Source organism: Levilactobacillus brevis ATCC 14869 = DSM 20054, from assembly GCF_001433855.1.
In the GTDB taxonomy this organism is placed as follows: domain Bacteria; phylum Bacillota; class Bacilli; order Lactobacillales; family Lactobacillaceae; genus Levilactobacillus; species Levilactobacillus brevis.
This window is the reverse complement of record NZ_AZCP01000004.1, coordinates 284,105-305,719: the sequence shown is the minus strand read 5'-3', so window position 1 is coordinate 305,719 and position 21,615 is coordinate 284,105. Positions and strand designations below refer to the sequence as shown.

Annotated in this window: 22 protein-coding genes and 1 pseudogene; 4 read left to right on the top strand and 19 right to left on the bottom strand. The window is 46.4% G+C overall.

What is annotated here, in order from left to right:
• Window positions 1-42: 42 nt before the first annotated feature.
• Window positions 43-1,209: a cation:proton antiporter gene (locus tag FC61_RS09375; RefSeq protein WP_035464948.1), complete on the bottom strand. Its 1,167-nt coding sequence runs from the start codon at window positions 1,207-1,209 to the stop codon at window positions 43-45.
• A gap of 240 nt (window positions 1,210-1,449) precedes the next feature.
• Here FC61_RS09375 and FC61_RS09370 point away from each other — a divergent pair, with 240 nt between their 5' ends.
• On the top strand, window positions 1,450-1,650 hold the full coding sequence (locus FC61_RS09370; protein WP_011667143.1) for a YjzD family protein: 201 nt from the start codon (window positions 1,450-1,452) through the stop codon (window positions 1,648-1,650).
• Between the two features lie 75 nt (window positions 1,651-1,725).
• Here the strand turns inward: FC61_RS09370 and FC61_RS09365 are convergent, their stop codons facing one another.
• Complete coding sequence (locus tag FC61_RS09365; RefSeq protein WP_021742445.1) at window positions 1,726-2,397, bottom strand: GTP pyrophosphokinase; 672 nt, start codon at window positions 2,395-2,397, stop codon at window positions 1,726-1,728.
• Window positions 2,394-3,629 carry a multidrug efflux MFS transporter gene (locus FC61_RS09360; protein WP_011667142.1) on the bottom strand — a complete coding sequence of 412 codons (1,236 nt, stop codon included), beginning with the start codon at window positions 3,627-3,629 and terminating at the stop codon, window positions 2,394-2,396. The genes FC61_RS09365 and FC61_RS09360 overlap by 4 nt, the downstream gene beginning before the upstream one ends.
• Window positions 3,630-3,804: 175 nt before the next feature.
• Between FC61_RS09360 and FC61_RS09355 the strand changes: the two genes are divergently transcribed.
• Window positions 3,805-4,563, top strand: coding sequence for an NADP-dependent (R)-specific alcohol dehydrogenase (locus tag FC61_RS09355; RefSeq protein WP_011667141.1), 759 nt, complete (start codon window positions 3,805-3,807; stop codon window positions 4,561-4,563).
• Window positions 4,564-4,615: 52 nt separating this feature from the next.
• Here the strand turns inward: FC61_RS09355 and FC61_RS09350 are convergent, their stop codons facing one another.
• From FC61_RS09350 to FC61_RS09280, 15 genes and pseudogenes are all read right to left on the bottom strand, one after another.
• Entirely contained in the window at window positions 4,616-4,993 is a 378-nt protein-coding gene (locus tag FC61_RS09350) for a DUF1634 domain-containing protein (protein WP_021742447.1), read from the bottom strand.
• Window positions 4,993-5,827 (bottom strand): annotated as a pseudogene (locus FC61_RS09345) (sulfite exporter TauE/SafE family protein). Before FC61_RS09345 ends, FC61_RS09350 begins: the two are co-directional and overlap by 1 nt.
• Window positions 5,828-6,154: 327 nt before the next feature.
• Window positions 6,155-7,012 carry a LysR family transcriptional regulator gene (locus tag FC61_RS09340; RefSeq protein ID WP_021742450.1) on the bottom strand — a complete coding sequence of 286 codons (858 nt, stop codon included), beginning with the start codon at window positions 7,010-7,012 and terminating at the stop codon, window positions 6,155-6,157.
• A gap of 24 nt (window positions 7,013-7,036) precedes the next feature.
• Window positions 7,037-7,930: an alpha/beta hydrolase gene (locus FC61_RS09335; protein WP_011667137.1), complete on the bottom strand. Its 894-nt coding sequence runs from the start codon at window positions 7,928-7,930 to the stop codon at window positions 7,037-7,039.
• Window positions 7,920-9,233 (bottom strand): PTS transporter subunit EIIC, encoded by a 1,314-nt coding sequence (locus FC61_RS09330; protein WP_042516674.1) that lies wholly within the window; start codon window positions 9,231-9,233, stop codon window positions 7,920-7,922. Before FC61_RS09330 ends, FC61_RS09335 begins: the two co-directional genes overlap by 11 nt.
• 198 nt (window positions 9,234-9,431) lie before the next feature.
• Window positions 9,432-10,517 (bottom strand): ferredoxin reductase domain-containing protein, encoded by a 1,086-nt coding sequence (locus tag FC61_RS09325; RefSeq protein WP_021742452.1) that lies wholly within the window; start codon window positions 10,515-10,517, stop codon window positions 9,432-9,434.
• A 98-nt stretch (window positions 10,518-10,615) separates the two neighbouring features.
• Window positions 10,616-11,089: an S-ribosylhomocysteine lyase gene (locus FC61_RS09320; RefSeq protein ID WP_021742453.1), complete on the bottom strand. Its 474-nt coding sequence runs from the start codon at window positions 11,087-11,089 to the stop codon at window positions 10,616-10,618.
• A 100-nt stretch (window positions 11,090-11,189) separates the two neighbouring features.
• On the bottom strand, window positions 11,190-12,044 hold the full coding sequence (locus FC61_RS09315; protein ID WP_035464949.1) for an alpha/beta hydrolase: 855 nt from the start codon (window positions 12,042-12,044) through the stop codon (window positions 11,190-11,192).
• Window positions 12,045-12,173: 129 nt separating this feature from the next.
• Window positions 12,174-13,022, bottom strand: a complete 849-nt coding sequence (locus FC61_RS09310; RefSeq protein ID WP_011667132.1) for a DUF1129 domain-containing protein — start codon at window positions 13,020-13,022, stop codon at window positions 12,174-12,176.
• A gap of 74 nt (window positions 13,023-13,096) precedes the next feature.
• Complete coding sequence (locus FC61_RS09305) at window positions 13,097-13,453, bottom strand: fluoride efflux transporter FluC (protein WP_011667131.1); 357 nt, start codon at window positions 13,451-13,453, stop codon at window positions 13,097-13,099.
• The gene (locus FC61_RS09300; protein ID WP_011667130.1) at window positions 13,453-13,845 is read right to left on the bottom strand and encodes a fluoride efflux transporter FluC; all 393 of its coding nucleotides are present in this window, start codon (window positions 13,843-13,845) and stop codon (window positions 13,453-13,455) included. The genes FC61_RS09305 and FC61_RS09300 overlap by 1 nt, the downstream gene beginning before the upstream one ends.
• Window positions 13,846-13,918: 73 nt before the next feature.
• On the bottom strand, window positions 13,919-14,182 hold the full coding sequence (locus FC61_RS09295; RefSeq protein ID WP_011667129.1) for a metal-sensitive transcriptional regulator: 264 nt from the start codon (window positions 14,180-14,182) through the stop codon (window positions 13,919-13,921).
• Window positions 14,182-14,508: a thioredoxin gene (gene trxA / locus FC61_RS09290; RefSeq protein WP_011667128.1), complete on the bottom strand. Its 327-nt coding sequence runs from the start codon at window positions 14,506-14,508 to the stop codon at window positions 14,182-14,184. The genes FC61_RS09295 and trxA overlap by 1 nt, the downstream gene beginning before the upstream one ends.
• 120 nt (window positions 14,509-14,628) lie before the next feature.
• A complete protein-coding gene (locus FC61_RS09285) occupies window positions 14,629-16,038 on the bottom strand; it encodes an FAD-dependent oxidoreductase (protein ID WP_021742457.1) in 1,410 nt (469 codons plus the stop codon).
• A 1,096-nt stretch (window positions 16,039-17,134) separates the two neighbouring features.
• Complete coding sequence (locus FC61_RS09280; RefSeq protein WP_021742459.1) at window positions 17,135-17,989, bottom strand: DegV family protein; 855 nt, start codon at window positions 17,987-17,989, stop codon at window positions 17,135-17,137.
• 584 nt (window positions 17,990-18,573) lie between these two features.
• On the opposite strand from FC61_RS09280, the gene FC61_RS09270 reads away from it, so the two are divergent.
• The gene (locus FC61_RS09270; protein ID WP_011667125.1) at window positions 18,574-19,953 is read left to right on the top strand and encodes an Nramp family divalent metal transporter; all 1,380 of its coding nucleotides are present in this window, start codon (window positions 18,574-18,576) and stop codon (window positions 19,951-19,953) included.
• Between the two features lie 109 nt (window positions 19,954-20,062).
• Here the strand turns inward: FC61_RS09270 and FC61_RS09265 are convergent, their stop codons facing one another.
• Window positions 20,063-20,812: a glucose 1-dehydrogenase gene (locus tag FC61_RS09265; protein WP_024525804.1), complete on the bottom strand. Its 750-nt coding sequence runs from the start codon at window positions 20,810-20,812 to the stop codon at window positions 20,063-20,065.
• A 238-nt stretch (window positions 20,813-21,050) separates the two neighbouring features.
• Here FC61_RS09265 and FC61_RS09260 point away from each other — a divergent pair, with 238 nt between their 5' ends.
• A complete protein-coding gene (locus tag FC61_RS09260; RefSeq protein WP_021742461.1) occupies window positions 21,051-21,566 on the top strand; it encodes a hypothetical protein in 516 nt (171 codons plus the stop codon).
• The last annotated feature ends 49 nt before the right edge of the window (window positions 21,567-21,615 follow it).

Genomic DNA, 21,615 nt, shown 5'->3' with positions numbered 1-21,615 from the left:
TACAAATTCACTTCAATCACAACCACTTCGTTAAGCCACTAACTATTCCGCGGTTTTTCGGACACGATCCATCGTCCAGCGCAACAGGAATGGGGCTAGCAATGTCGCTAAGATGATTGCCGTCACGATCGCTGAATACCGCGAGGCTGACATCAACTTCGCCTGATAACCGATTTGGGCAATGATTAACGCCATCTCTCCTCGCGAAACCATTCCAGCCCCAACGGCTAAGGAACTGGCACCAGTAAACCCGGCTAGTTTAGCCCCAGCCCCGGCACCCAGTTGTTTACTCAACACGGCGACGACCGTCAAGACAGCGATAAATCCCAGTTGCTTACCCAGTCCGTTAAAGCTCATATTCAGCCCAATGCTGACAAAAAAGACCGGAATAAACAAGGCATAGCCTACTGGTTCGATATGGTGATCCACCGTTTCCTTGGCACTCGTTTGTGAAATGGCAATTCCGGCAAAGAACGCACCGACCACATCACTCAAACCCACAAGTTCAGCGACATAAGCCATTCCAAAACATAAAATAATCGCCATCAATGTTGAGCCCATTGGGATCATCAGTCGCTGACCAATCTGGACCATGTAAGATGCTAGCCAACGAACCACAAAATAAATGGCAGCAAAGTAGACCAATTGTTCCAAGGTTGTCAACAATAGATTAGAAGACGCTGCGGTCGTACCAACGGCGGTTCCAGTCGTGCTAATCAACACGCTCAAAATAATCACCGCCAACACATCATCAACGACCGCCGCCCCCAGAATTGTCGTCCCTTCACGGCTATTCAGTGCATTCATTTCCTTCAACACTTCCACCGAAATTGACACCGACGTCGCGGCAAAGATAACACTGATGAACAGACTTTCAACTGTATTTAACTGATAGGCCATCCCCACTAGATAGACCCCGGCAACCGGGATCAAGACACCGAGTAAGGCCACCAACACGCTAGGTTTCAAGTAGCGTTTCAATAACTGTAAGTCACTCTCTAATCCAGCAATAAACATTAAAATAATGACACCAATTTCGGCAAAACTTTCCAGCGAATGGGTTAACGACAGCCAACCAAGCATCGCCGGCCCCACAATCACGCCGACTAGTAACTGACCAATCACGGCGGGAATCCCAATTCGCGTGCAGTAATGTCCAACCACCGTTGTCGCCAATAAAATCAAGGTTAAGTCTCGTAATAACTCCACAAGTAGCCTCCTTAAATTAAAAAAGCGCCCACTTCAAAATAGTCCACCCAACCCAAGGCGGAACTTATTCTTGAAAGCAGTCGCTTCAACCAGTTCGTATTCGTATGGTCATTATTATACCTGATACCCACAGTCACCGCAACGACCATGCCCCATTTCAGATATTTAAATCACTAACAAACTTAGCTCCCCATTTGTCCGCAATCGTGGTAAACTAATAACGATTGTGAGGTGACACGTGTGAAGTGGCTTGAATCTAATTTAGTCGTGATCTTTTGGTCCGTCATCTTTGGCGAAGTTGTCGGTTACATTGGTGGGACGCTGGAACAAATGACTTGGAAGCCCCTACAATTGGGCATCTTAATGGCAGTTGTTGCGGTGGTCGCGGTCAATGGGATCGCGCTACTTAGCCGTGACGACCAAGCTTCGAGTGAAAAATAATTTCACATTAAGCATGATCGATAAACCGGAGCCTTGGCGTATGCTAAGGCTTTTTTGGTGCCTTCAATCACCACCTCAAGACATGGAATTAGACTCTTCTGAGCGAATCTGATTCTTGATGTCATTCATATCCTGGTCTAATTGATGGACCAGTTGGGCTTTCTCTACGAGTTCTTGCCGCAACTCCGTCTGATGCTGCACGTTTTTCTTATAACTCAGTTCATGTTCGAGTGACGCCCAGAAGTTCATGGCAATCGTCCGGATCTGCACCTCAACTGTCACAGCCTTGACCCCAGCAGCCAAGTACACCGGCACTGCCAAGATCAGATGCAAACTGCGGTAACCATTTGACTTAGGACGCGTCACATAATCCTTACGTTGAAGAACCTTAATATCAGGTTGCTTCTCCAATCGTCGCTCCATCGCCACAATATCATCTTCGAAACGAACGATGATCCGAATCCCCGCAATATCATGCATCTGTTGCGGTAACGTCTCAAAATTAAAATCCAAGTGCTTACGTTGTACTTTTTCTAAGATGCTTTCCGGTGACTTAATGCGTGACTGTAAACTATCGACTAACGTATGCCCGTTTTGAATTTGATATTCTTGGTCTAAGTAATGAATCTTGGTTCGCACCACTTGAACAGCGCTACGATAGTTTAACATCAGCGAACGAAACCGATCGATGGCCTCAAGTGATGTGGGATCATTGGGAAATTGTGCTGGTAAATTATCAGTGGTCATTTAGACGCCTCCTTGGATGCGGGTCCCCGCCATTGGCGAATCTCTGGTACCAACCACCATAATAGAAGGAAGTTCAACAAGAGACTGAATGCCGTAAAGATAAAGACACCATTGTAGTTAAACCAGTTGGCTACAAAACCTCCCAACATCGAGCCTAACATGCTTCCTAAGGCCTGAAATGACTGGTTCCAACTAAAGACCGTTCCCGTTAATGTGTGTGGCACATTTTTCGTTAGCATCGTCTGCACCGCTGGAAATAGTGCCCCATCAGAGATCCCAATCATGAAGCGAAACAGGCCTAGTAGCCAAACGCTAGTTACGAATCCCTGGGGAAAGTACATCAAAACGGCAAACGCGTAGCCAAAAATCAAGACGCGTTGGGTTCCCTTGCGATCCCCATACTCACCTAATTTGGGTGCTGCCATTAACGTCGAAATACCGGGTAACGCCGCAACAATTCCGGCCACTAACGTGATGGGGCCTTGGTTGCCCATCAGCTGACGTACATAGAGACTGATAATCGGCGTGATCGAATTATTTCCCATCTGAATAAACATGGTTGAGACCAATAAGACGATAATCAACGTCGGATTCTTCACTTGCCCCAACCAGAAACCAGCCTGGGCTTGCTTTTCTTTACTGATTGGCGTGAAATGCTCATGCACTAATGTCGCACTTAGAATGAAAACAATGACGAGAAAAATGCCTGTCAAAATGAACGTCCAGCGAATTGAGAAGACTTGTGCTAAAATACCACCCAACACCGGGCCAATCAAATTACCACTAACGTAGCCCGTCGTTAAGATCCCCAGTGCGTTGCCACTCTTCGCTTGGGGCGTTTCTGCCGCAATCAGTGCACTGGCATTAGGAATATAACCTGCGAAAAAACCTTGTAAGAAACGTAGGCCAATTAATTGCCAAACATTGGTAACAAAACCCATTAGGCCAATAACGACGGCCATTCCCAACGATGACCGTAACAGCATTAACTTGCGGCCTTTCCGATCAGCTAACTTGCCCCATAAAGGCGATACCAGTGCGATCACCAGAAACGTTACCGCATAGGTCAGCCCACTGTAAATGGTTAACTGTCCCTTGGTAAAGTGGCCCAAGTCGTCAACATATAACGAAATAAACGGCATGACTTCACTAAAGCCCATGCCAGCAATGAATGTTCCTAACCATAAAACCGCCAGATTACGGCGCCATTGTTCTGGTTGACGTGTCCCCACGGTGATTCGCCTCACTTATCATCTTCTTCGATAAGTGTAGCATATTCCACCCCATTGGTCGCTACCCTGACAAACGTGAAAATAATTTACAAAAAACTTGGCAAAGCGAAAAAAAAGGTGCATAATAGCAGCATCGTATGTGATTATTTTCACTAAATAAATGGAGGTCGTTCAAATGTCAAACCGGTTAGATGGAAAAGTAGCAATCGTTACAGGTGGTACGTTGGGTATCGGTTTAGCTATCGCCACGAAGTTCGTTGAAGAAGGGGCTAAGGTCATGATTACCGGCCGGCACAGCGATGTTGGTGAAAAAGCAGCTAAGAGTGTCGGCACTCCTGATCAGATTCAATTTTTCCAACATGATTCTTCCGATGAAGACGGCTGGACGAAATTATTCGATGCAACGGAAAAAGCCTTTGGCCCAGTTTCTACATTAGTTAATAACGCTGGGATCGCGGTTAACAAGAGTGTCGAAGAAACCACGACTGCTGAATGGCGTAAATTATTAGCCGTCAACCTTGATGGTGTCTTCTTCGGTACCCGATTAGGGATTCAACGGATGAAGAACAAAGGCTTAGGGGCTTCCATCATCAACATGTCTTCGATCGAAGGCTTTGTGGGTGATCCTAGCTTAGGGGCTTACAACGCATCTAAAGGGGCCGTACGGATTATGTCCAAGTCAGCTGCCTTAGATTGTGCCCTAAAGGACTACGATGTTCGGGTAAACACTGTTCACCCTGGCTACATCAAGACACCATTGGTTGATGACCTACCAGGGGCCGAAGAAGCGATGTCACAACGGACCAAGACGCCAATGGGCCATATCGGTGAACCTAACGATATTGCCTACATCTGTGTTTACTTGGCTTCTAACGAATCTAAATTTGCAACGGGTTCTGAATTTGTAGTTGATGGTGGTTATACCGCTCAATAACTTATATACAAAAAGGAACGAGAGCTGATCTCGTTCCTTTTTTTAGGTGCTTTTACCCTGTAACCCCAATGGCTAAAGCTACTAATAAGATTGCTAAGACTAGTGTCGTTATTGCCACGTATAAATGATCATGTTCCTTATAAAAAGCGTAGATTGAAACGACGACTCGCAATACTGGCGTTAAAATCAGACAATAAACGCCCAGCATCATGATGGCATACGGCTTTAACTGCCAAGTTCCTTGGAGAATTAAGCCCATTCGTCGCGGCACATATGACCCACTATAGCCCGACTGGCCACTCACCAAAAATAACACCAGGCCAATTAACATCACAATTGCGGAAAAAATGACCCCCACTTGGAGAATACGACCAATGATCGTTTGCACTTGCGCCATTTCTTTGGCGGTGGTTGGTTCTTTTGCAGCCATTAGAAATGAACCCCCAATCCTTTAAATAACATTTCCAATCCAATGTAGAGAATGATCGGAATAAAGACGATGCGAATCCAGCGCGCCGGTAGGACCTGCATGATACGCGAACCGATCACGGCACCCCCTAAAATCCCCAGCGCCATCGGTACCGCAATGCTCGGTAAAATCGCCCCATTGAAGAAATAAACGGTGGCACTAGCGGCAGCCGTCACGCCCATCATCAGATTAGATGTTGAACTAGAAGGTTTAAGGGGCATCTTCATGAACGTATCCATCGCCATAACCTTGAACGCACCAGACCCAATTCCCAGTAGACCACTGGCAACTCCGGCACCAAACATCACAGAAAAACCAGCGGGCACATGTTCCACTTGGTAATCAACGTTTTTCATTTCAGCCTTGTCGAAGTATGAGCCATTCAGCTTCAACTTCGCGGCAATCTTGTCCGGCTCAACCCGTTGCAAAACCTCTTGTCCGCGCCGTAACTTGCGGTACATGTTCCACCCTGAAAAGACGAGTAAGCACCCAAAGAGTAAGTATAGATACTTGGGGTCTAATACACCCGTCAACAATGGCGCCGGTTGTCGTCGCAATTTCCAAGAACATGGCGACCCGTAAGTTTAGTACGTTATCTCTAAGATAGGCGATCGTGGACCCTGAACTGGTCGCAATCACGGCAATAATACTGGCACCGATCGCATATTTTATATTTAATCCCATCCCTAAAGTTAAAATTGGGGTGATAATCATCCCCCCACCAATGCCGAGAATAGCCCCGGCAATGCCTGCAAAAACACCTACAGCAAGCATCAGTATCGCTGTTTGAATCATCGCAATTATTCCTCCAATCAATTGAACTTACGCTATCAATTATCAACCTTTCCTCCGTGAGCGGCAAGCCAGTCACACTGCGTCGTCCATACCGATTGAATTTTCATTCACAATAAAAAGAAGCTTTAAGTCAGCATACTCGTAGATTAATTTCACTATTTTGATCAATGATTTTCAAATATAACCTACTGCTCCTTACTCTTAATCCCCCGCAACCATGTAGGCAGCATTGGCGCTAGAGTCACCACTTAATCGCTTACAAAAATAGACCAGCTCGCCATATAAAAATAATATGGTAAGCTGGTCTATTTTGTATTTAGCATATATCTAGTAACTGTCAATGAAGCGCTGCACCAACGGGCTCGGCGTAATATCTGCCGGCCACACAATCTTTAGTGTGGTCCGCCACGGCTGATAACGAATTGGCCGCACATGAGTCGTCACTCCTGTTGCTTGCTCGGCAACGGAACGGGGGACGATCGCCACTCCCATTCGCGCCTCCGCCCACTGCACAGCTGTCCGGGCATCATCACACGTACACGCAATAAATGGCGAAATTTGCTTTTCCGTAAAGGTCGTTTGAAACAAATGCTCAAATCGTCGATAAACAATCAGTGGCACCGTAGCCAAATCCTCAACCTTAAGTGTCGCCGCTTGAAAATGATCGTATTTTTGTGGGACAACGGCCACCATTGATTCTGTCTGTAACGTTTTGCTGGCTAGTCCTGGCGCCGTGAAAGGCGTGCGAACAATCGCCACATCAATGAGATGCTTAGCCAGCCGGTCAATCAAGCCATACGTATTATCCTCGAATAGTCGAATTTGAACCTTGGGATAATGTCGCGTCAGAGTCCGTAATTTTGCATTGGGCGTGGCACCCATCGAAGATGAAATCACCCCAACTGATAAAACACCGGCTAAGCCTTGACCCAGCGATCGTACTTGACCATCAGCACGGTCCCGTAAATCCACCAGTTGTTGAGCATAGTCTCGCAATAACTGTCCTGCTGGTGTCAGGGTTATTCCCGTTGTCGCCCGATTTAACAAGGTGACACCTAGCTCGGCCTCCAATTGCTTAATCTGATAACTTAATGGCGGCTGGGCCATATGCAGTTGTTGGGCTGCCGCTGTGATTTGACCGGCATTGGCTACTGCTAGGAAATATTCTAACTGTCGAAAATTCACGTTGCCACCTCACTTCATCTAACGTTAAGGAAGACCCGCCTCACCCGTAATTGAACGACGAACAATACCAGAGCGATTATTGGCCCGTTCCTTAGCAGGCAACTCTTCTTGGAGCAGATATTGCCGAATCAATAGAACAATTTGTTTATTTTGTGGTAAATCCGAATGCGTTGTATTATCACCGGTCACCGTAATTTGGGTGTAATGGGCCACCTGATTTTGAAAGACGTATTTTCCTTGATTCACACTGTTGGCAGGAACGGTCCCGTCACTGGAATAGTTTTCCGTCCCCGCAACCGAATAAACTGTCAGCTTCTTTGGTAGCTGTTCACGTCCCGCAATCAATTCTTTCAGGATAGCCGTGCGTGTGGTCGTACTATCAGATTCCATATTATACGGCGTCGCAATCGTCATTAGGCGATCAATGTTGACGTGCTTCGTTTCACTAAAATACTTTTCTAAAAATAAACTTAGAATTAAGCCACCATTGGAATGGCCCAAAGCCGAGAAATGGTTAAAATGATACGTTTTGACGAGATCCTTAAATGCAATATTTAGCCACTGGGCCTGTTTGTTAATATTCGTATAGCCATCTTGATTATTTTCAAAAGCAATCACGATAAACGGTTGGTTGTCTCCGCGCCGAATTGATCCCGTATAAGACACTTGACCATTCGTGGCGACCTTGACCTTTAGAACACTATGTCCCACTTTAGTTTCCTTACGCAACTCCGAAATTAACGCATCAAACCGGTTTTGACTGGCACTCGACCCCGGCACCATAATCGTGGGATTCAGCGGTGTTTTATAGTTCGATTTATAATGCGTCACGCGATGCTGCATCCACGCTAGACTGGGAATAAAGACCACTAAAATCAGCCCAATCCCTAGTAGCCAGCGCCACCAATTATGCCGCATGGTCAGACCCCCCTTCCTGATTTAACACCTGAATAAATGGCAAGTAAATCAAGACGGACACTACCAGACACACCAGGCTCAAGATGAAGGCCCGCCAGTCACCACCAGTCCCTAAAAAGGCCATTAATGGTCCTGGCGTCGTCCGAGGGACCGGATAAACGATTGGTGGCACCAACTTCCACGTAATCGCGCACCAAGCTAAACCAATATTAACAGCTGGTGCCACAATAAATGGAATCAATAAAATGGGATTAAACAAGACGGGTAACCCCAATAAAATGGGCTCATTTAAATTCACCAAATTCGGTAAAAAGGTTTGGTTGGCTATCCGACGATAGCTAACTTGCTTGGACCCTATCCAAATCGCAATCACTAACGCCAGTGTCATCCCCGCACCACCAAAGTTTGCATAGGCATCGCCTAACGTATGTAGCGTAATCGGATTAGGAGCGCCCCAACCAGAACCATGCTGCACGGCGTACGCTAAATTCTGTAGCGACGTCACGGCACTATTACCAGCTAAAGACACTGGACCAATCAGCCCTAACCACCAGAAAAGATTATTCAACGCCGTCACTGCCAAGATGACAAGTCCACGATGCCCCGGATTGGTTACTAGGTTGCTGAGGCCCTGATAGACGAGGCCATTTAGCCCGCCATGGTTTAACCAACTTAATCCTAGACCAATCGCGCCGTTCATAATTAAAACACTCATCAGTGGAATCGCAATCCGTCCGGTCCATCCGAGCTGCCCCAGTCGTGGATGGCGTAAATACCAAGTGGCCAACCCCCGCATCAGATGGCTAGCCAGCCAGCCCACGGTCAGCCCAATCACAATTGCCAGAAAAATTCCTTGCGGCCCCAGATTGGTCGTCACAAATGGTGGGACACCACTCACTCCCGCATGAGCCGCACCTAGCGCCCCGTAGTTTAAGTTCAACGTTAAAAAGGCTAATGCGCTCATAATACCGACCGTTAACGCGTCCCCGTGATAACTCCGCGCTAAATAGTAACCCGTCGCAAACGCAATCATCACGGCTACGACTCCATTAATCACCAGTCCCAACGCCGTAAACCCTTGCTGCCAAATGGTAATACCGGGTAACCAGTGTCCAATGTGATAAATCTGATAAAAGAAACCGGTCTTCATTAAAAAGCCTTGACCAATCACGTCAATGAAGGTCATAACCAGTACAAACGGATAAACCAACCGCAACGCAGCTGTAATAGCTTGCATCATTCGCCGTTGACTTAGTCGCTGATTCAACTGCCATAATCCGCGCAACAAATGTGGTTGCTTCATTTCTACTCCCCCTTGAAACTTTCGATTATTCCCATTATACAAGTCTTCATCTGAAATAATACGACAATGTTTTATAAATTTTATTATGCTAATTTCACCAGCTAGCGCCCAATAAAAAACGCTAAATCTCCGTAGAAATTTAGCATTTGCTCTTAATGACCGGTTTGATTGTTCATTTAGCTACAGCCCAACATACATTTACCAAGCCGTTCGATTACCCATCAATACTTCGGGGTTATGATTACTTAACACGATCGCACGGCCCTGCTTGGTAAAGGTTAATCCCTCAAATTCCCGTTTTGAGGCCAGCCGGGTCCAACGAACTTGCCGTGACGTCAGATGTCCCTTCCCAGCCAACTTGCTAATCGGCAAACTAGCTATAGAACCATCTGCGACCAAATACAACCGATTCGTGTGTGGGTTATACCCCATACTTTGAACGTGACTACCGGGTCCATGCTTCAAGACCTGATGGGTTAACCGAAAGTGAACGTGGTGCCGACTAACCGATCCTTGATAGATGTAAACTGTCTGGGATGTTGGTCGACTCCAAAAGTACGCCCGTCCTCGCCGATCAAAGGCTAACACGTGTCCACCAGGTACGGCAAAATGCCGCGTCTTTAATCGAAATCGAATCTGGTAGCGCGTTTTTAACGTTTTTGGATTAATTTGGTTAATATAACCATATTGATTAATCGGCGTTGCTGCCTTCTTTTCCCGATCGCACCACAGATATAATTGATGATTGTGCCCATTATAGGCCAAAGATTGGCCGTGTCCCGTCACAAACGCCGGACCGACTTTGACAGCGGCCTGCGCAGCCAATTTAGCTCCCACATGGGCCAAGTAGATGGTCTGCAGTTGCGTCGCCGATAAGCCGGTTTGCTTGAGCTTTTGCAAATCATACCGCACAATCCGACCGCGATTATGCCATGCCGTCGGACAATACAAGACGTATAGGTAACGCCCTGAAGTTGCGACACTTTGTGGATTTCCCCATGCCTGACCGTGATACCCTGGTAATGGCAGTTGGTACCACGTCTTAAATGTCACCGCCGCACCCCGGGATGATTTCATGATATTTCGTCCGTGTGGATGCGCCGCATGGGCATATTTTTTAGGTGCCGTCACATAATGCACCTGTCGATCATTGAGTGTCCACTTGCGGCCAACACTGAGGGCCGACGACTTCTGATGATAAGTTTTAGCGGTCGCCACACTCAATGGACTGACGGTTAAGCACACCGTAGCTAACACAATCAACCACCGCTGTAACCTGAACATAACAGTCCCCTTCTTATCCTAACCTAGTTATCTTTAGTGTAACGCAAAATAAAAGCCACGCACCAAATAATCCGGTACGTGGCTCATCATTAATTCACTTAAATAACTTCTCGGGTAAATGGGTCCTTGGAAATACCTTCATCCAAAATCGCTTTACACCATTCCTTAGCGGAGAATAAGCTGTGGTCGCGGTAATTACCACAACTGTACTTATCTGTGCCTTGAACGTCCTTCCATTCCGTATCGTAAGCAATCCGATGCAAGGAAGCCTTCAATGCTTTAGCCACTTCTTCTGTCGATTGTTCACCCCAAGTAATCAAATGGAAGCCCGTCCGACAGCCAAACGGTGAACAGTCAATGACACCGCTCATTTCATCACGGAGATATCCCGCTAATAAATGCTCGATGGTATGTAATCCGGCCGTCGGAATCGCGTTTTCATTTGGTTGGACGAGTCGTAAATCAAAATTCGAGATCACGTCACCCTTCGTCCCAGTTTCTCGCGTAATTAACCGAACATATGGTGCTTTAACGGCGGTATGGTCTAACGTAAAACTTTCAACTTTTGCCATTATTGCCAACTCCTTTGTTATGATAGATGCTCATGGACCGCTAAGTTAGCGATTACATCTTTACTTTACACCTAAACGCCCCATCACGGCTACTATTCCCTCAGATAGCCAACTGGCGCCGTAGAAAATCAACAATCAACGTCACAATCTCTGGCTGCATAAATTGTTCATCCATGTGTTGGGCATGCTCAAGTTCAATTAAATCGGCCGTTACCCCTTTTGCCGTTAAGCACTGGTAAAATTGGCGGCTATCTTCAATAGGGACCACTTCATCATCCGTACCATGTAACAGTAAAAAGGGCACCGTCGTCGCCGTTACAAAGTGTTGGGGATCAGCCTGGGTCACCAAGTCAGCATGTGTCTCTGGATCGGCGCCTAAAATATTTCGATAAACGAAATCAAAATCGTTCGTGCGACTCCCCTGTTTAGCCGATAATAAATTGACAACCCCATACCACGTTACTGCCGCTTGAACCTCACTGGTATAATCCAGATACTGGCCTTCGTCAAACTGAGACAAACCATTCGTCACCGCCACCATACTAGCCAAGTGACCGCCAGCGGATTCGCCCATGACCACTATCCGATTCGGATCAATCTGATACGTGGCGGCATGCGCCTTCATATACCGAATGGCACTCTTCGCATCCACTAACGGTGCTGGCCAAATCGCCTGGTTACTATTGCGGTAGGCTACACTGACCACCACAAAACCCGCTCGCACAAAATCAACTAGGTTCGGCAAATGGACGTTGTGGTCGACCGCCATCCAGCCACCACCACCAAACCAAAAGATCACGGGTAACGCCTGATTAGCGTGTTCAAACGGCCGCATGACGGTTAACTTGAGATCTAACGTGGCGTGTCCTAGCCATCCCGGAACCTGAGCATAGGTCACATCGGTATCCTGCCAGAGGCCACTACGCGTTGGTGTAACTTGAATCGTCTTTTTCAACTGAAACATCCTCCCCAAAAACAACTTATTCGACCGATAAAGAAACCGGTTACGAAATTAATCTCAGTGTACCATGCCGCCAAAGCGGCACCAAACACTTGGCCTAAAAAAGCACTGATGACCGCGTCATCAGTGCTCGTCAGTTGCCTTTTGGGCAAGTGTTTGCCGTAGTTGCCAAATGTGCCAACCGATAATTAAGATACTAACGTCACCTAAAATTGTCCCAACCCCAATTAATAAATTACCGGTAGTCGTGACCATCAAGCCAGCGGTCCCAGTGAATCGCGCCAGTAATGCCAATAACGTAGTAATCCACAAGCTCCCCAATACCGCCGGGAACCAGGACGTGACATGCCGTCGGTGATGCCACCACGTGAAACCCGTCACCACTAAGGCAAACCCCACTAATACTAGACTGCCACCGCCACGCGGAAAGTACACGAGTCCACGCGCTGGGACGGTCTTAGCAGCAATGCCCATCGCAACCAGTAGCACAACCACAATGGCAAGCCAGCTTAAGACCCGCCGTCTCAGCGTTGCCTGCCGGGTAACGCCCAGACCAACCACCATAGCAATGACAAACAGACCAAATTGCACGGCCACCAACAACCCTTGTAATGGTATTGCCGGTAAGATAATGGCTGGCAGAATGCCGCTAGAAATGAAGATCAACACGGGCACCAGTAAATCCCAAGTCAACCATTGCGGCTTGGTTCGCGCCGGTTGTCCCATCTTGGCAGCCACTGTCTCCGGATCACCGCCATAGAATTGGGCCGCAGTCTGTTGGGCCGATTGCGCCACGATTAGACTTGGCAATAATTCCCGTAAGTGTTGTTGTAGCGTCGCCTCATCTTTAAATTTAGGTTGTTGTCGTAGCGCCACCACTAACGCATCCCAGTAGGCTTGGTTTTGTGGTGATAATTGTTGCCGTAAAGCGGCATTTTGCGCCGTCACGGTCAGATGTTCTGTCACACTCATCGCGCCTTTCTCTTTCCTTGTTAACTTCATCATAGAAAATTGCTGACTAAAACGCCACTAATTTCTTTAATCAATCATCGAATGACCATACCCAGACTAAAACCGCCAAAGGCCAATAAGAGACCACCAATAACGCTAGCACTCAGGTAGCCCAGCATCGCTAGATATCGCCGTTGATCAGCTAACATCACTAATTCATGGCTAAAGGTCGAATACGTGGTAAACCCACCCAAGACGCCAGTACCAACTAATACCATCGTTGTTTGATCCCAATGCCATCCCGTAATTAATCCTAGAATCAAACAGCCCAACCAATTAATCAAGAGCGTTGCTAATGGCCACTGATTGCCATACAGTGACTGAACTAAGCGCGTCAGTCCATAACGGCCTAATGCCCCCACAGCCGCGCCTAACCCAGCCACCACAACCATCACTCTTCCTCCACGCGGAAGGTCCACCACCGCCGCGCTGTCCAGACACCTAACCAACTACACAATAAGCCTCCCAGTAAAGTGGCTGACAGATAGGCAGCAGCTATCCCCCAATGCTGCCCATTAAGTAAGCGAACTGTCTCGACGCTAAAGGTTGAGAAGGTCGTAAATGCACCAACGCCACCAACCCCTAGACCAATCGTTACTGCTTCTGGCCAGTGTGCCGTGAGGCGCTTGGCATGGGATAGCCACGCTAACACGCCACACCCCACTAAATTAATCAGTAAGGTTGCCCACGGAAACCCAGTGGTTGCTGGCATGGCCTGCCCCACTAAATAACGACTACTGCCGCCAATAAATGCAAAAATCATAATCGAAAATCCCTTTGCCACAGTATACGCTCCTCTCAAAAATGCCTATTTATTATACCAAAAAAGCCGCCATTTCGGCGACTTTTCATAATAATCAGTGGGTTTTAACAACTAAGTCTAAAGCTGATTGCAGCCGGGCTTGCTGTTCAGCAGTCAACGACTCATCGACCACACACTGCTTGACGTTTTCGGCCACAACTACCCCCATCATCCGCTCAACGCCTGATCGGACGGCGGCCAATTGCGTTAGGATTTCTTGACAATCGCGACCTTCATCAACCATTTTTAGAATCCCTTGCAGTTGACCATCGGCCCGACGCAAGCGATTCTTTAATTGATTCGCCGTGGTTTGAACCATTACGCCGTTACCTCGGTAAGCTTCTCATCCAGATACTTCTTCAGTGCAGCCTTGGGGTGAAAACCAACGACCTTCTCCGTTGGCATCCCGTTTTTAAAAATCACTAACGATGGAATGCTCATAATTCCCAGTGATTGTGCCAGTTCTTGGTTCTGGTCAACATCAAGCGAGGCAAACTTAACTTGATCACCATACGCCTGATCTAAATCTTCTAAGACCGGGGTCTGCATCTTACATGGCCCACACCAATCGGCCCAAAAGTCGACAACCGTAACGGCTGTATCGTCACCAATATGTTCAAATTCCTTGCTTGTAATTGCTTGCATTTGGCTAAATCCCCCTAAAAAGATATTCAATACTCGTAGTATACCCCAAGGGGTATTCACTGTCACTCTTTTTAACCTAAAAAAAAGCCGGCGTTCGCACGCCAGCCGACTTTATTCATTTTAATCCGTTTCCGTTGCTTCTGGATCTGGATCAATCCCAGCCGTTAAGCGTGGGTGGTTATTCCCTCGCTTAACTTCCTTTTCAACTGCCTGTTGTGCAACTAAATTCAAGTAGTTAAATGGATCATCAAAGTTTGGGTTGAATAGCATATCAACGAATGCTAAATCATCAATCGTATTGCGATTTTGAATCGCAATCGAAATCGCATTAGCCGATTGTGCCACTTCATGCTCACTGAAGAGTTGAGCGCCTAGAATCCGACGATTTTGCCGGTTATAAACCAAATTAATCGTCAAGTCATCTGTCGTTGGCATATAAGTTGGCCGCCAAGTTCCTTCAAACGTGACTTGGTCGGCATCCATTCCGGCTTCTTTGGCATGATCAATCGTGAGTCCCGTTGAAGCCAACGTGTGGCCGAAGATGTTCATCGCCGAAGTCGCTTGGGTCCCCATATACCGTTGAATGTTGCCAAAAACATTGATCCCGGCTAACATTCCTTGCCGAACCGCATTGGTTGCCAAAGGTGTGTAAGCTGGCTTGCCAGTTGGGTTAAAGTTAACAACACTCGCATCCCCACAAGCAAAAATATCTGGATTAGACGTTTGGACATAATCGTTGATAATGATGGCCCCGTGACGGTCCATTTCAACTTGTCCTCGCAGTAATTCCGTGTTAGGAACAAAGCCCGTGCAGACAACTGCTAAATCAGCTACGTAGTCGCCGCCATTCGTTTCAATCACCAATTCGCCATTATCATTACCCGTAAATGAAGTGACTCGGTGATTCAACGACACCTGAACGCCCTGTTTTTTAAGCATATCTACAATCCGATCAGATAAGCTCTTATCAACATAATGGTTCAGGATAATATCGCGGGATTGGAATAATTGGACGTCGTGACCCGTCCGAGCATAACTTTCTGCCAATTCCGTTCCAATATATCCTGCACCAATAATGGCAATTCGTTTGTTCCCTTTAGCAGCTTCATTAATCGCTACTGCTTGTTCATAGTTCTTGCATAGCATGACCTTATCTTCATCAATACCGAAGATTGGGGGAACCGTCACCGTTGACCCCGTTGCCATAATCAGTTTGTCGTAAGTGTCCGTTGAAACGTCACCGTTTTCCATATTTACGACATCAACCGTCTTCTCTGCCGAATCGATCTTGATGACATTGCGCCGGGTTAATACCTTCGCACCGGCCGCTTCCAACTGCTCAGGTGAAGAATAGAACATGTCCTCGAGATGCTTAACCTGACCATCCAAGAATAGAGAAATCCCACAAGACAAGAACGACACGTTATCATGTCGCTCATAAATAGTCACGTCGGTTTCCGGATGATCGCGTAAAATTTGTAACGCTGCATTAGTACCAGCGTGTGTACTACCAACAATGATGACTTTCATGTTTACCCTCCTACATGAAAAACAATTCTATGGTTAGTCTACTTGAAAGTTAGCGAAAGATAAATGACTTTGTCTTAAAAAATAGCGCAATACAGCCGTTTTACTCACACTTTTATTAAAATGGCTATAATTCGTGCAATTGGCACTAATGTTTTTGTGTATATTTGATCATGTTAATCGTCAGCCCAATTGTGACAGATTGCATCAGTCTAGCGAATTGGGCCCTGCCACTTGAATGGTTTAATTCCGTTAGTGCACAACTGTCTAAGCCTATAACTTATATGAGTTATGTTTTTTCTCGTGATCTTAGCTTAATTATCTGCAAGTGATTTTCCTTGGTAAATCCCGATTTAGCCCCATTTTCACGTATTTGACCTTAGGTTCATTGGTAGCCGAACTCACCAGCTAATTCCTCTAGCCATTTTTAGTAAAGAGTTACAATTTGCTTGTGCATTAGAAGGGAAGCGACTATGATACCGATAGTTAGTTCGTGATACGTTCTGACCTTAAGCACTGTGATAGATGATAGGAATCACTGTCTATAGATGCACTCCCCCCAAAACAAGTGATTTATTAACAGATTCCTAATAAGGCCCTGAGTAATCCGCATGTTACTCAGGGCCCTTTCTATGTCAAAAAAACGCATGACTGCTCTCAAGAAAGCTAGCTGTCATGCGTTTTATACTGATTACTCATTGTCCGTCAATCGGCTGTTTGTGTCACCAGCTGCTTAACTTTTATGCAACCATCTGCTGAGTCCTAACTTGCAGATGATCCAGGTAACTGGCTAAGCACCAGGCCCGGTTTTGTAGCTATTTTTGCGCTCACTAATGTCCATACTTAGTTGCTTTAATGGTCAGATAATCACACGATTACGGGCCATGTTTATTATCATTAAATTTATAAAACCAATCAATTGCACCTAATTCGGTTAGGAGGTACACTACAAGCAAGTTAGTGGTAACCAACGCTTGCCATTAGCGATGTTGACTCAATTCATAATACACTTATTTACGAGCAGTCTAATGCACTCCCCCAAAGTACTTGATTCCTGCTCGTAACCCCCTCAAGCCACGACCTTATCGTGGCTTTTTTATTAGTCCAGTATCTGAATACCAACGCCAATCAACCCAGGACCGGTGTGCACCCCTAGGGCCGGAGAAACATCACCTGCGTACCACTTTAAGACATTGGGGTGGGCCGCTTGGAGCTTTTCTAGGACTGTCTGGCGTAACTCAGGGTCCGCACCGTCACAGACAGCAACATTCACCCGCTTAGCCGTTCCAATTGTTGTCGCCACTAGATCAAGTAGTTTGCTAATCGTCCGCTTCTCTCCCCGGACCTTCGCAATTGGGTAATAAACGCCTTCAGGATCGCAAGAAATGATGGGCTTAACATTCAACAATGTCCCAGCCATACCAGCCACACGCCCAATTCGACCACCAGCTTGCAGATACTTCAGGCTAGGGACATAGAAGAACACCTTCGTTTGCGCTGTCACCCGCTCAATCTCCGCCACAATCTGTTCAAAGGTTTTCCCCTGTTCGCGCAATTCAGCCGCATAAATAGCCGCAAATCCACTGCCGATCCCGACACTACGCGTATTCACCACGTGCACAGTAAGTGGTGAATCCTCAGCTAAGAGTTGCGTCTCCTGATACGTTCCCGACAATGCAGCCGAGATACAGACCGCAATCACATGTGTATACCCCGACGCCTGAATCCGTTCTAGGGCATCTAAAATCCGTTTGCCAGTTGGACTCGCCGTTGTGGCCTTCTCTGTTGCCTGTCGCCGGTAAAATTCGGTTGGGGTAATCGTCACCCGGTCTTCATATACGCGATCACGAAAGACCACATTCATGGGCATCAGAGCCATGTCGGCTGCCTCAAGAACCTCAGCGGGAACGTCTGAACACGAATCCACTAGGATAGCGATTCTTTCTGTTTTCATAGTAGTTACCTCATTTCTCCTAGTATCGGTTTTTGATGTTGAGGATATTATAACGCAATCATCTGGTTTTGAAAACTAGATGATCTATTGTTCATACTAGAAAATAATTCTTTGATTAGCGTCTAAGCCATGAGCGACCGCCCCCTAGCGATCCCTAATCATCTAAAAATTTTTATTATCCCCATTTTAGCGGAATCGAATTGAATCATAACGTTAAAGCAATGAATTTGTTTAGTAACTATCTTTAAGGCGTAGCCGGGTTCCAAATACTAAAGTTGATCTACCAAACATGGAAACGGCACCACACTTTTCTCAAATACTAGCCTAAACCTCACTAGCCAATCTAAGAGATCATCTTTTCATATAAAAATATTTTTGGTGAGCCAAAAATTATTACCAGTGTGGTTGACTTTACGGCAAAATAGCCTATACTTACGGGTGGAATTAAAACGCGCACTGAGCGTTGGTCACGGTTTTTTTGGCATTATTCGCACTAACAATGCCAACGTTGACTCGCGTTTACCCGGAAAGGCAGATGTCACTCGACAACCTGAATTTCTAAGCCAATAGAAAAGAGGGATTTTATGAAAAATCATGAAACCGATACGAAAACCAAGCACCATATGATCGAATCAACCGGTAGCGGTCAAAAGAGTTTAGATGAAGTCAATGGGACTGTAGAGGTCCCCCAAAACGCCGGATTTTGGCGCACACTGATGGCCTACACTGGACCCGGTGCTTTAATTGCCGTGGGTTATATGGACCCTGGTAACTGGATTACGTCAATTGCCGGTGGGGCTCAGTATAAATACACTTTGCTGACCGTGGTCCTGCTCTCTAGTTTAGTTGCCATGCTACTACAAGCCATGTCTGCCCGACTGGGGATTGTCACTGGTAAGGATTTGGCGCAACTCACCCGGGAACATACGGGTAAGCGCACCGGCTTTGCATTATGGATTATTACTGAACTGGCAATTATGGCCACCGATATTGCTGAAATTATTGGGTCGGCCATCGCGTTAAAGCTCCTGTTCGGGTTCCCGTTAATTGTCGGGATTATCATTACCGCGATGGATGTCTTAGTCCTATTGGTCTTAATGAAACTCGGTTTCCGCAAAATTGAAGCCATTGTGGCAACATTAGTCGCCGTGATTCTCTTCGTCTTCTTATATGAAGTCATTCTAGCTCAGCCACACATGGGCGAAGTGCTTAAGGGCTACTTGCCATCCAGCACGGTAGTTACCAACCACGGTATGCTCTACCTGTCACTCGGGATTGTTGGGGCGACCGTCATGCCGCATGACTTGTACTTGGGGTCTTCAATTTCACAAACACGAAGCTTCGACCGCAAGAACCGCAAGAGTGTGGCCCAAGCAATTAAATTCACGACGATTGATTCAAACATTCAACTAACACTAGCTTTCGTCGTTAATAGCTTGCTATTAATCTTAGGGGCAGCCCTATTCTTCGGTACCAACAGTGACTTAGGTCGATTCGTCGACTTGTTCAACGCCTTAAGCGACAGTCAAATTGTCGGTGCCATTGCCAGTCCCATGCTGAGTATGCTGTTCGCGTTAGCCTTGCTATCGTCTGGGCAAAGCTCAACCATCACGGGAACTCTGGCTGGTCAAATCATCATGGAAGGGTTCATTAACCTGAAGATGCCACTATGGGCTCAACGGTTAATCACCCGGCTACTCTCCGTAACCCCCGTGATTATCTTTGCCATTATTTACCACGGTAATGAAGCCAAGATTGAAGACCTACTGACCTTCTCTCAAGTGTTCTTGAGTATCGCGTTACCATTTGCGATGATTCCACTCGTTATCTTTACCAGCAGTAAGAAGCTGATGGGTGAGTTTGCAAACCGAACTTGGAGTAAGATCCTCGGTTGGATTATTGCGGTCATCTTAATTATCCTAAATATCTATCTGATTCTAAATACCTTACACATCGTTCAATAGCTTATGAGTCCGGCCATTCTGGTTGGACTTTTTTATACCATCCAGGGTATGACAAATGGGATGATCTAGCCGACTATCGACTAAATCATCCCATTTTTTAGATATTTAATTAAGCGCGTTGACCACCGTCAACCGTAAATTCGGCACCGTTGGCAAATCGTGATTCATCGCTACCAAGGTAAACACAAACTTCACCGATATCTTGTGGTTGCCCCATGTGACCAACTGGAATCGTCGCAATAATCTGTTGACGAGCGGCTTCCGGTACAATCGAAGTATCAATCCACCCCGGATGAACCGAGTTAACCCGAATGTCAATGCCCCGTTGCGCCAGGTTCAGGGCCGTCGCATGAGTTAACAAGCGACTCCCCCCTTTACTAGCAGAGTACGCTGGGGCCATCGGCAAACCAACTAAGCCCGCGACAGAAGACACATTGATGATGGAACCTTTAGCATCTGCCGTCTGCTTCATTGCCTTAATGGCGGCCTTTTCGCCCAAGAAGTTAGCCGTCAAGTTGACGTCAATGACCTTCTGCCAATCAGCTAAGTCCAAGTCCTCGATAGCCGTATTAACGCCACCGATTCCGGCATTGTTCACGAGAATATCCACCCGGCCAAATTTGGCAATGGTGGCATCAATCACCTTTTGCCAGTCAGCTTCTTTGGACACATCCTGTTGAACAAACAGACTGACATCGTCACCAAACTTAGCAACGGCTGCATGCCCGCCATCCACATTATGGTTAGCGGTTACCACAACTTTAGCGCCTTCACGCACGTAACATTCAGCGATGCCTAACCCAATACCAGCAACGCCGCCGGTAATAATTGCCACTTTATCTTTCAAACGATCTGTCATCATCCATCACCCTTTCAATTCATTCTTGTTCAGGGTATCACATTGCGGTGAGAAAATGAAAGAATTTGCCTTGATTGTCGAATATAGCAGGTTTCACTCCAATAGGATTGAACAGCCCGTTCGCTAACCGTCCCTTGCTAAGCAATTGCAGTCAACTAAGCGTTATCTACCTATCCCACCGTAAAATGATATTATTGATAAAAACACTATTAACCAGCTGTTAAGGGAGGCCACCCTCATGGACATAGAGGAGATATATACACCATTAAACCGAACACTTCTAATCTCATTACACCCAGAGTACGTCAGCGCCATTATGAATCAGACCAAAATAATCGAGTACCGAAAACGTTTTTTCAAAGACGCATTCCAGGCATTTGTCTGCACAACAGGCCCCAACGGCGGCATCGAACTTTTCATCGACTGTGACGCCCCAATTATTTCAAATGCTAGCAATTTAGCAACTATTGGTAGCTTGCTTCAAAATGATGACTATACCGAAATACACGATTACTTTAGCGACAATAATTCTGGCTTTATTATTCCAATAAAGTCTGCCGTATCTTTCCCAAAGATACCACGTAAGCACTTACTAAATGAATTTTCAAATTTCGTTGTCCCACAATCCTATCTCTTCTTAGACGATCCTAAAAAGGCCGATCTGCTCAAATTTCTCCTATCTATTTCATACAAAGATCATTGGACTTTGAACTGGGAAGACAAGTACAACAGTATCTCCCAGATCATTCAGTAGTGCTTCAATCGGTAATCATAGAAAAAAGCACACGACTGCCCGTGTGCTT

What these genes read in the sequence shown, in the direction of transcription:
- FC61_RS09365 (WP_021742445.1), bottom strand. Translation starts at nt 2,397, where the DNA reads ATGACCACTGATAATTTACCAGCACAATTTCCCAATGATCCCACATCA.
- FC61_RS09355 (WP_011667141.1), top strand. Translation starts at nt 3,805, where the DNA reads ATGTCAAACCGGTTAGATGGAAAAGTAGCAATCGTTACAGGTGGTACG.
- FC61_RS09350 (WP_021742447.1), bottom strand. Translation starts at nt 4,993, where the DNA reads ATGGCTGCAAAAGAACCAACCACCGCCAAAGAAATGGCGCAAGTGCAA.
- FC61_RS09335 (WP_011667137.1), bottom strand. Translation starts at nt 7,930, where the DNA reads ATGCGGCATAATTGGTGGCGCTGGCTACTAGGGATTGGGCTGATTTTA.
- FC61_RS09330 (WP_042516674.1), bottom strand. Translation starts at nt 9,233, where the DNA reads ATGAAGCAACCACATTTGTTGCGCGGATTATGGCAGTTGAATCAGCGA.
- FC61_RS09325 (WP_021742452.1), bottom strand. Translation starts at nt 10,517, where the DNA reads ATGTTCAGGTTACAGCGGTGGTTGATTGTGTTAGCTACGGTGTGCTTA.
- FC61_RS09320 (WP_021742453.1), bottom strand. Translation starts at nt 11,089, where the DNA reads ATGGCAAAAGTTGAAAGTTTTACGTTAGACCATACCGCCGTTAAAGCA.
- FC61_RS09310 (WP_011667132.1), bottom strand. Translation starts at nt 13,022, where the DNA reads ATGAGTGTGACAGAACATCTGACCGTGACGGCGCAAAATGCCGCTTTA.
- FC61_RS09305 (WP_011667131.1), bottom strand. Translation starts at nt 13,453, where the DNA reads ATGGTTGTGGTGGCTGGGTTAGGCGCGGCTGTGGGGGCATTAGGCCGT.
- FC61_RS09295 (WP_011667129.1), bottom strand. Translation starts at nt 14,182, where the DNA reads ATGGTTCAAACCACGGCGAATCAATTAAAGAATCGCTTGCGTCGGGCC.
- trxA (WP_011667128.1), bottom strand. Translation starts at nt 14,508, where the DNA reads ATGCAAGCAATTACAAGCAAGGAATTTGAACATATTGGTGACGATACA.
- FC61_RS09285 (WP_021742457.1), bottom strand. Translation starts at nt 16,038, where the DNA reads ATGAAAGTCATCATTGTTGGTAGTACACACGCTGGTACTAATGCAGCG.
- FC61_RS09280 (WP_021742459.1), bottom strand. Translation starts at nt 17,989, where the DNA reads ATGAAAACAGAAAGAATCGCTATCCTAGTGGATTCGTGTTCAGACGTT.
- FC61_RS09270 (WP_011667125.1), top strand. Translation starts at nt 18,574, where the DNA reads ATGAAAAATCATGAAACCGATACGAAAACCAAGCACCATATGATCGAA.
- FC61_RS09265 (WP_024525804.1), bottom strand. Translation starts at nt 20,812, where the DNA reads ATGACAGATCGTTTGAAAGATAAAGTGGCAATTATTACCGGCGGCGTT.
- FC61_RS09260 (WP_021742461.1), top strand. Translation starts at nt 21,051, where the DNA reads ATGGACATAGAGGAGATATATACACCATTAAACCGAACACTTCTAATC.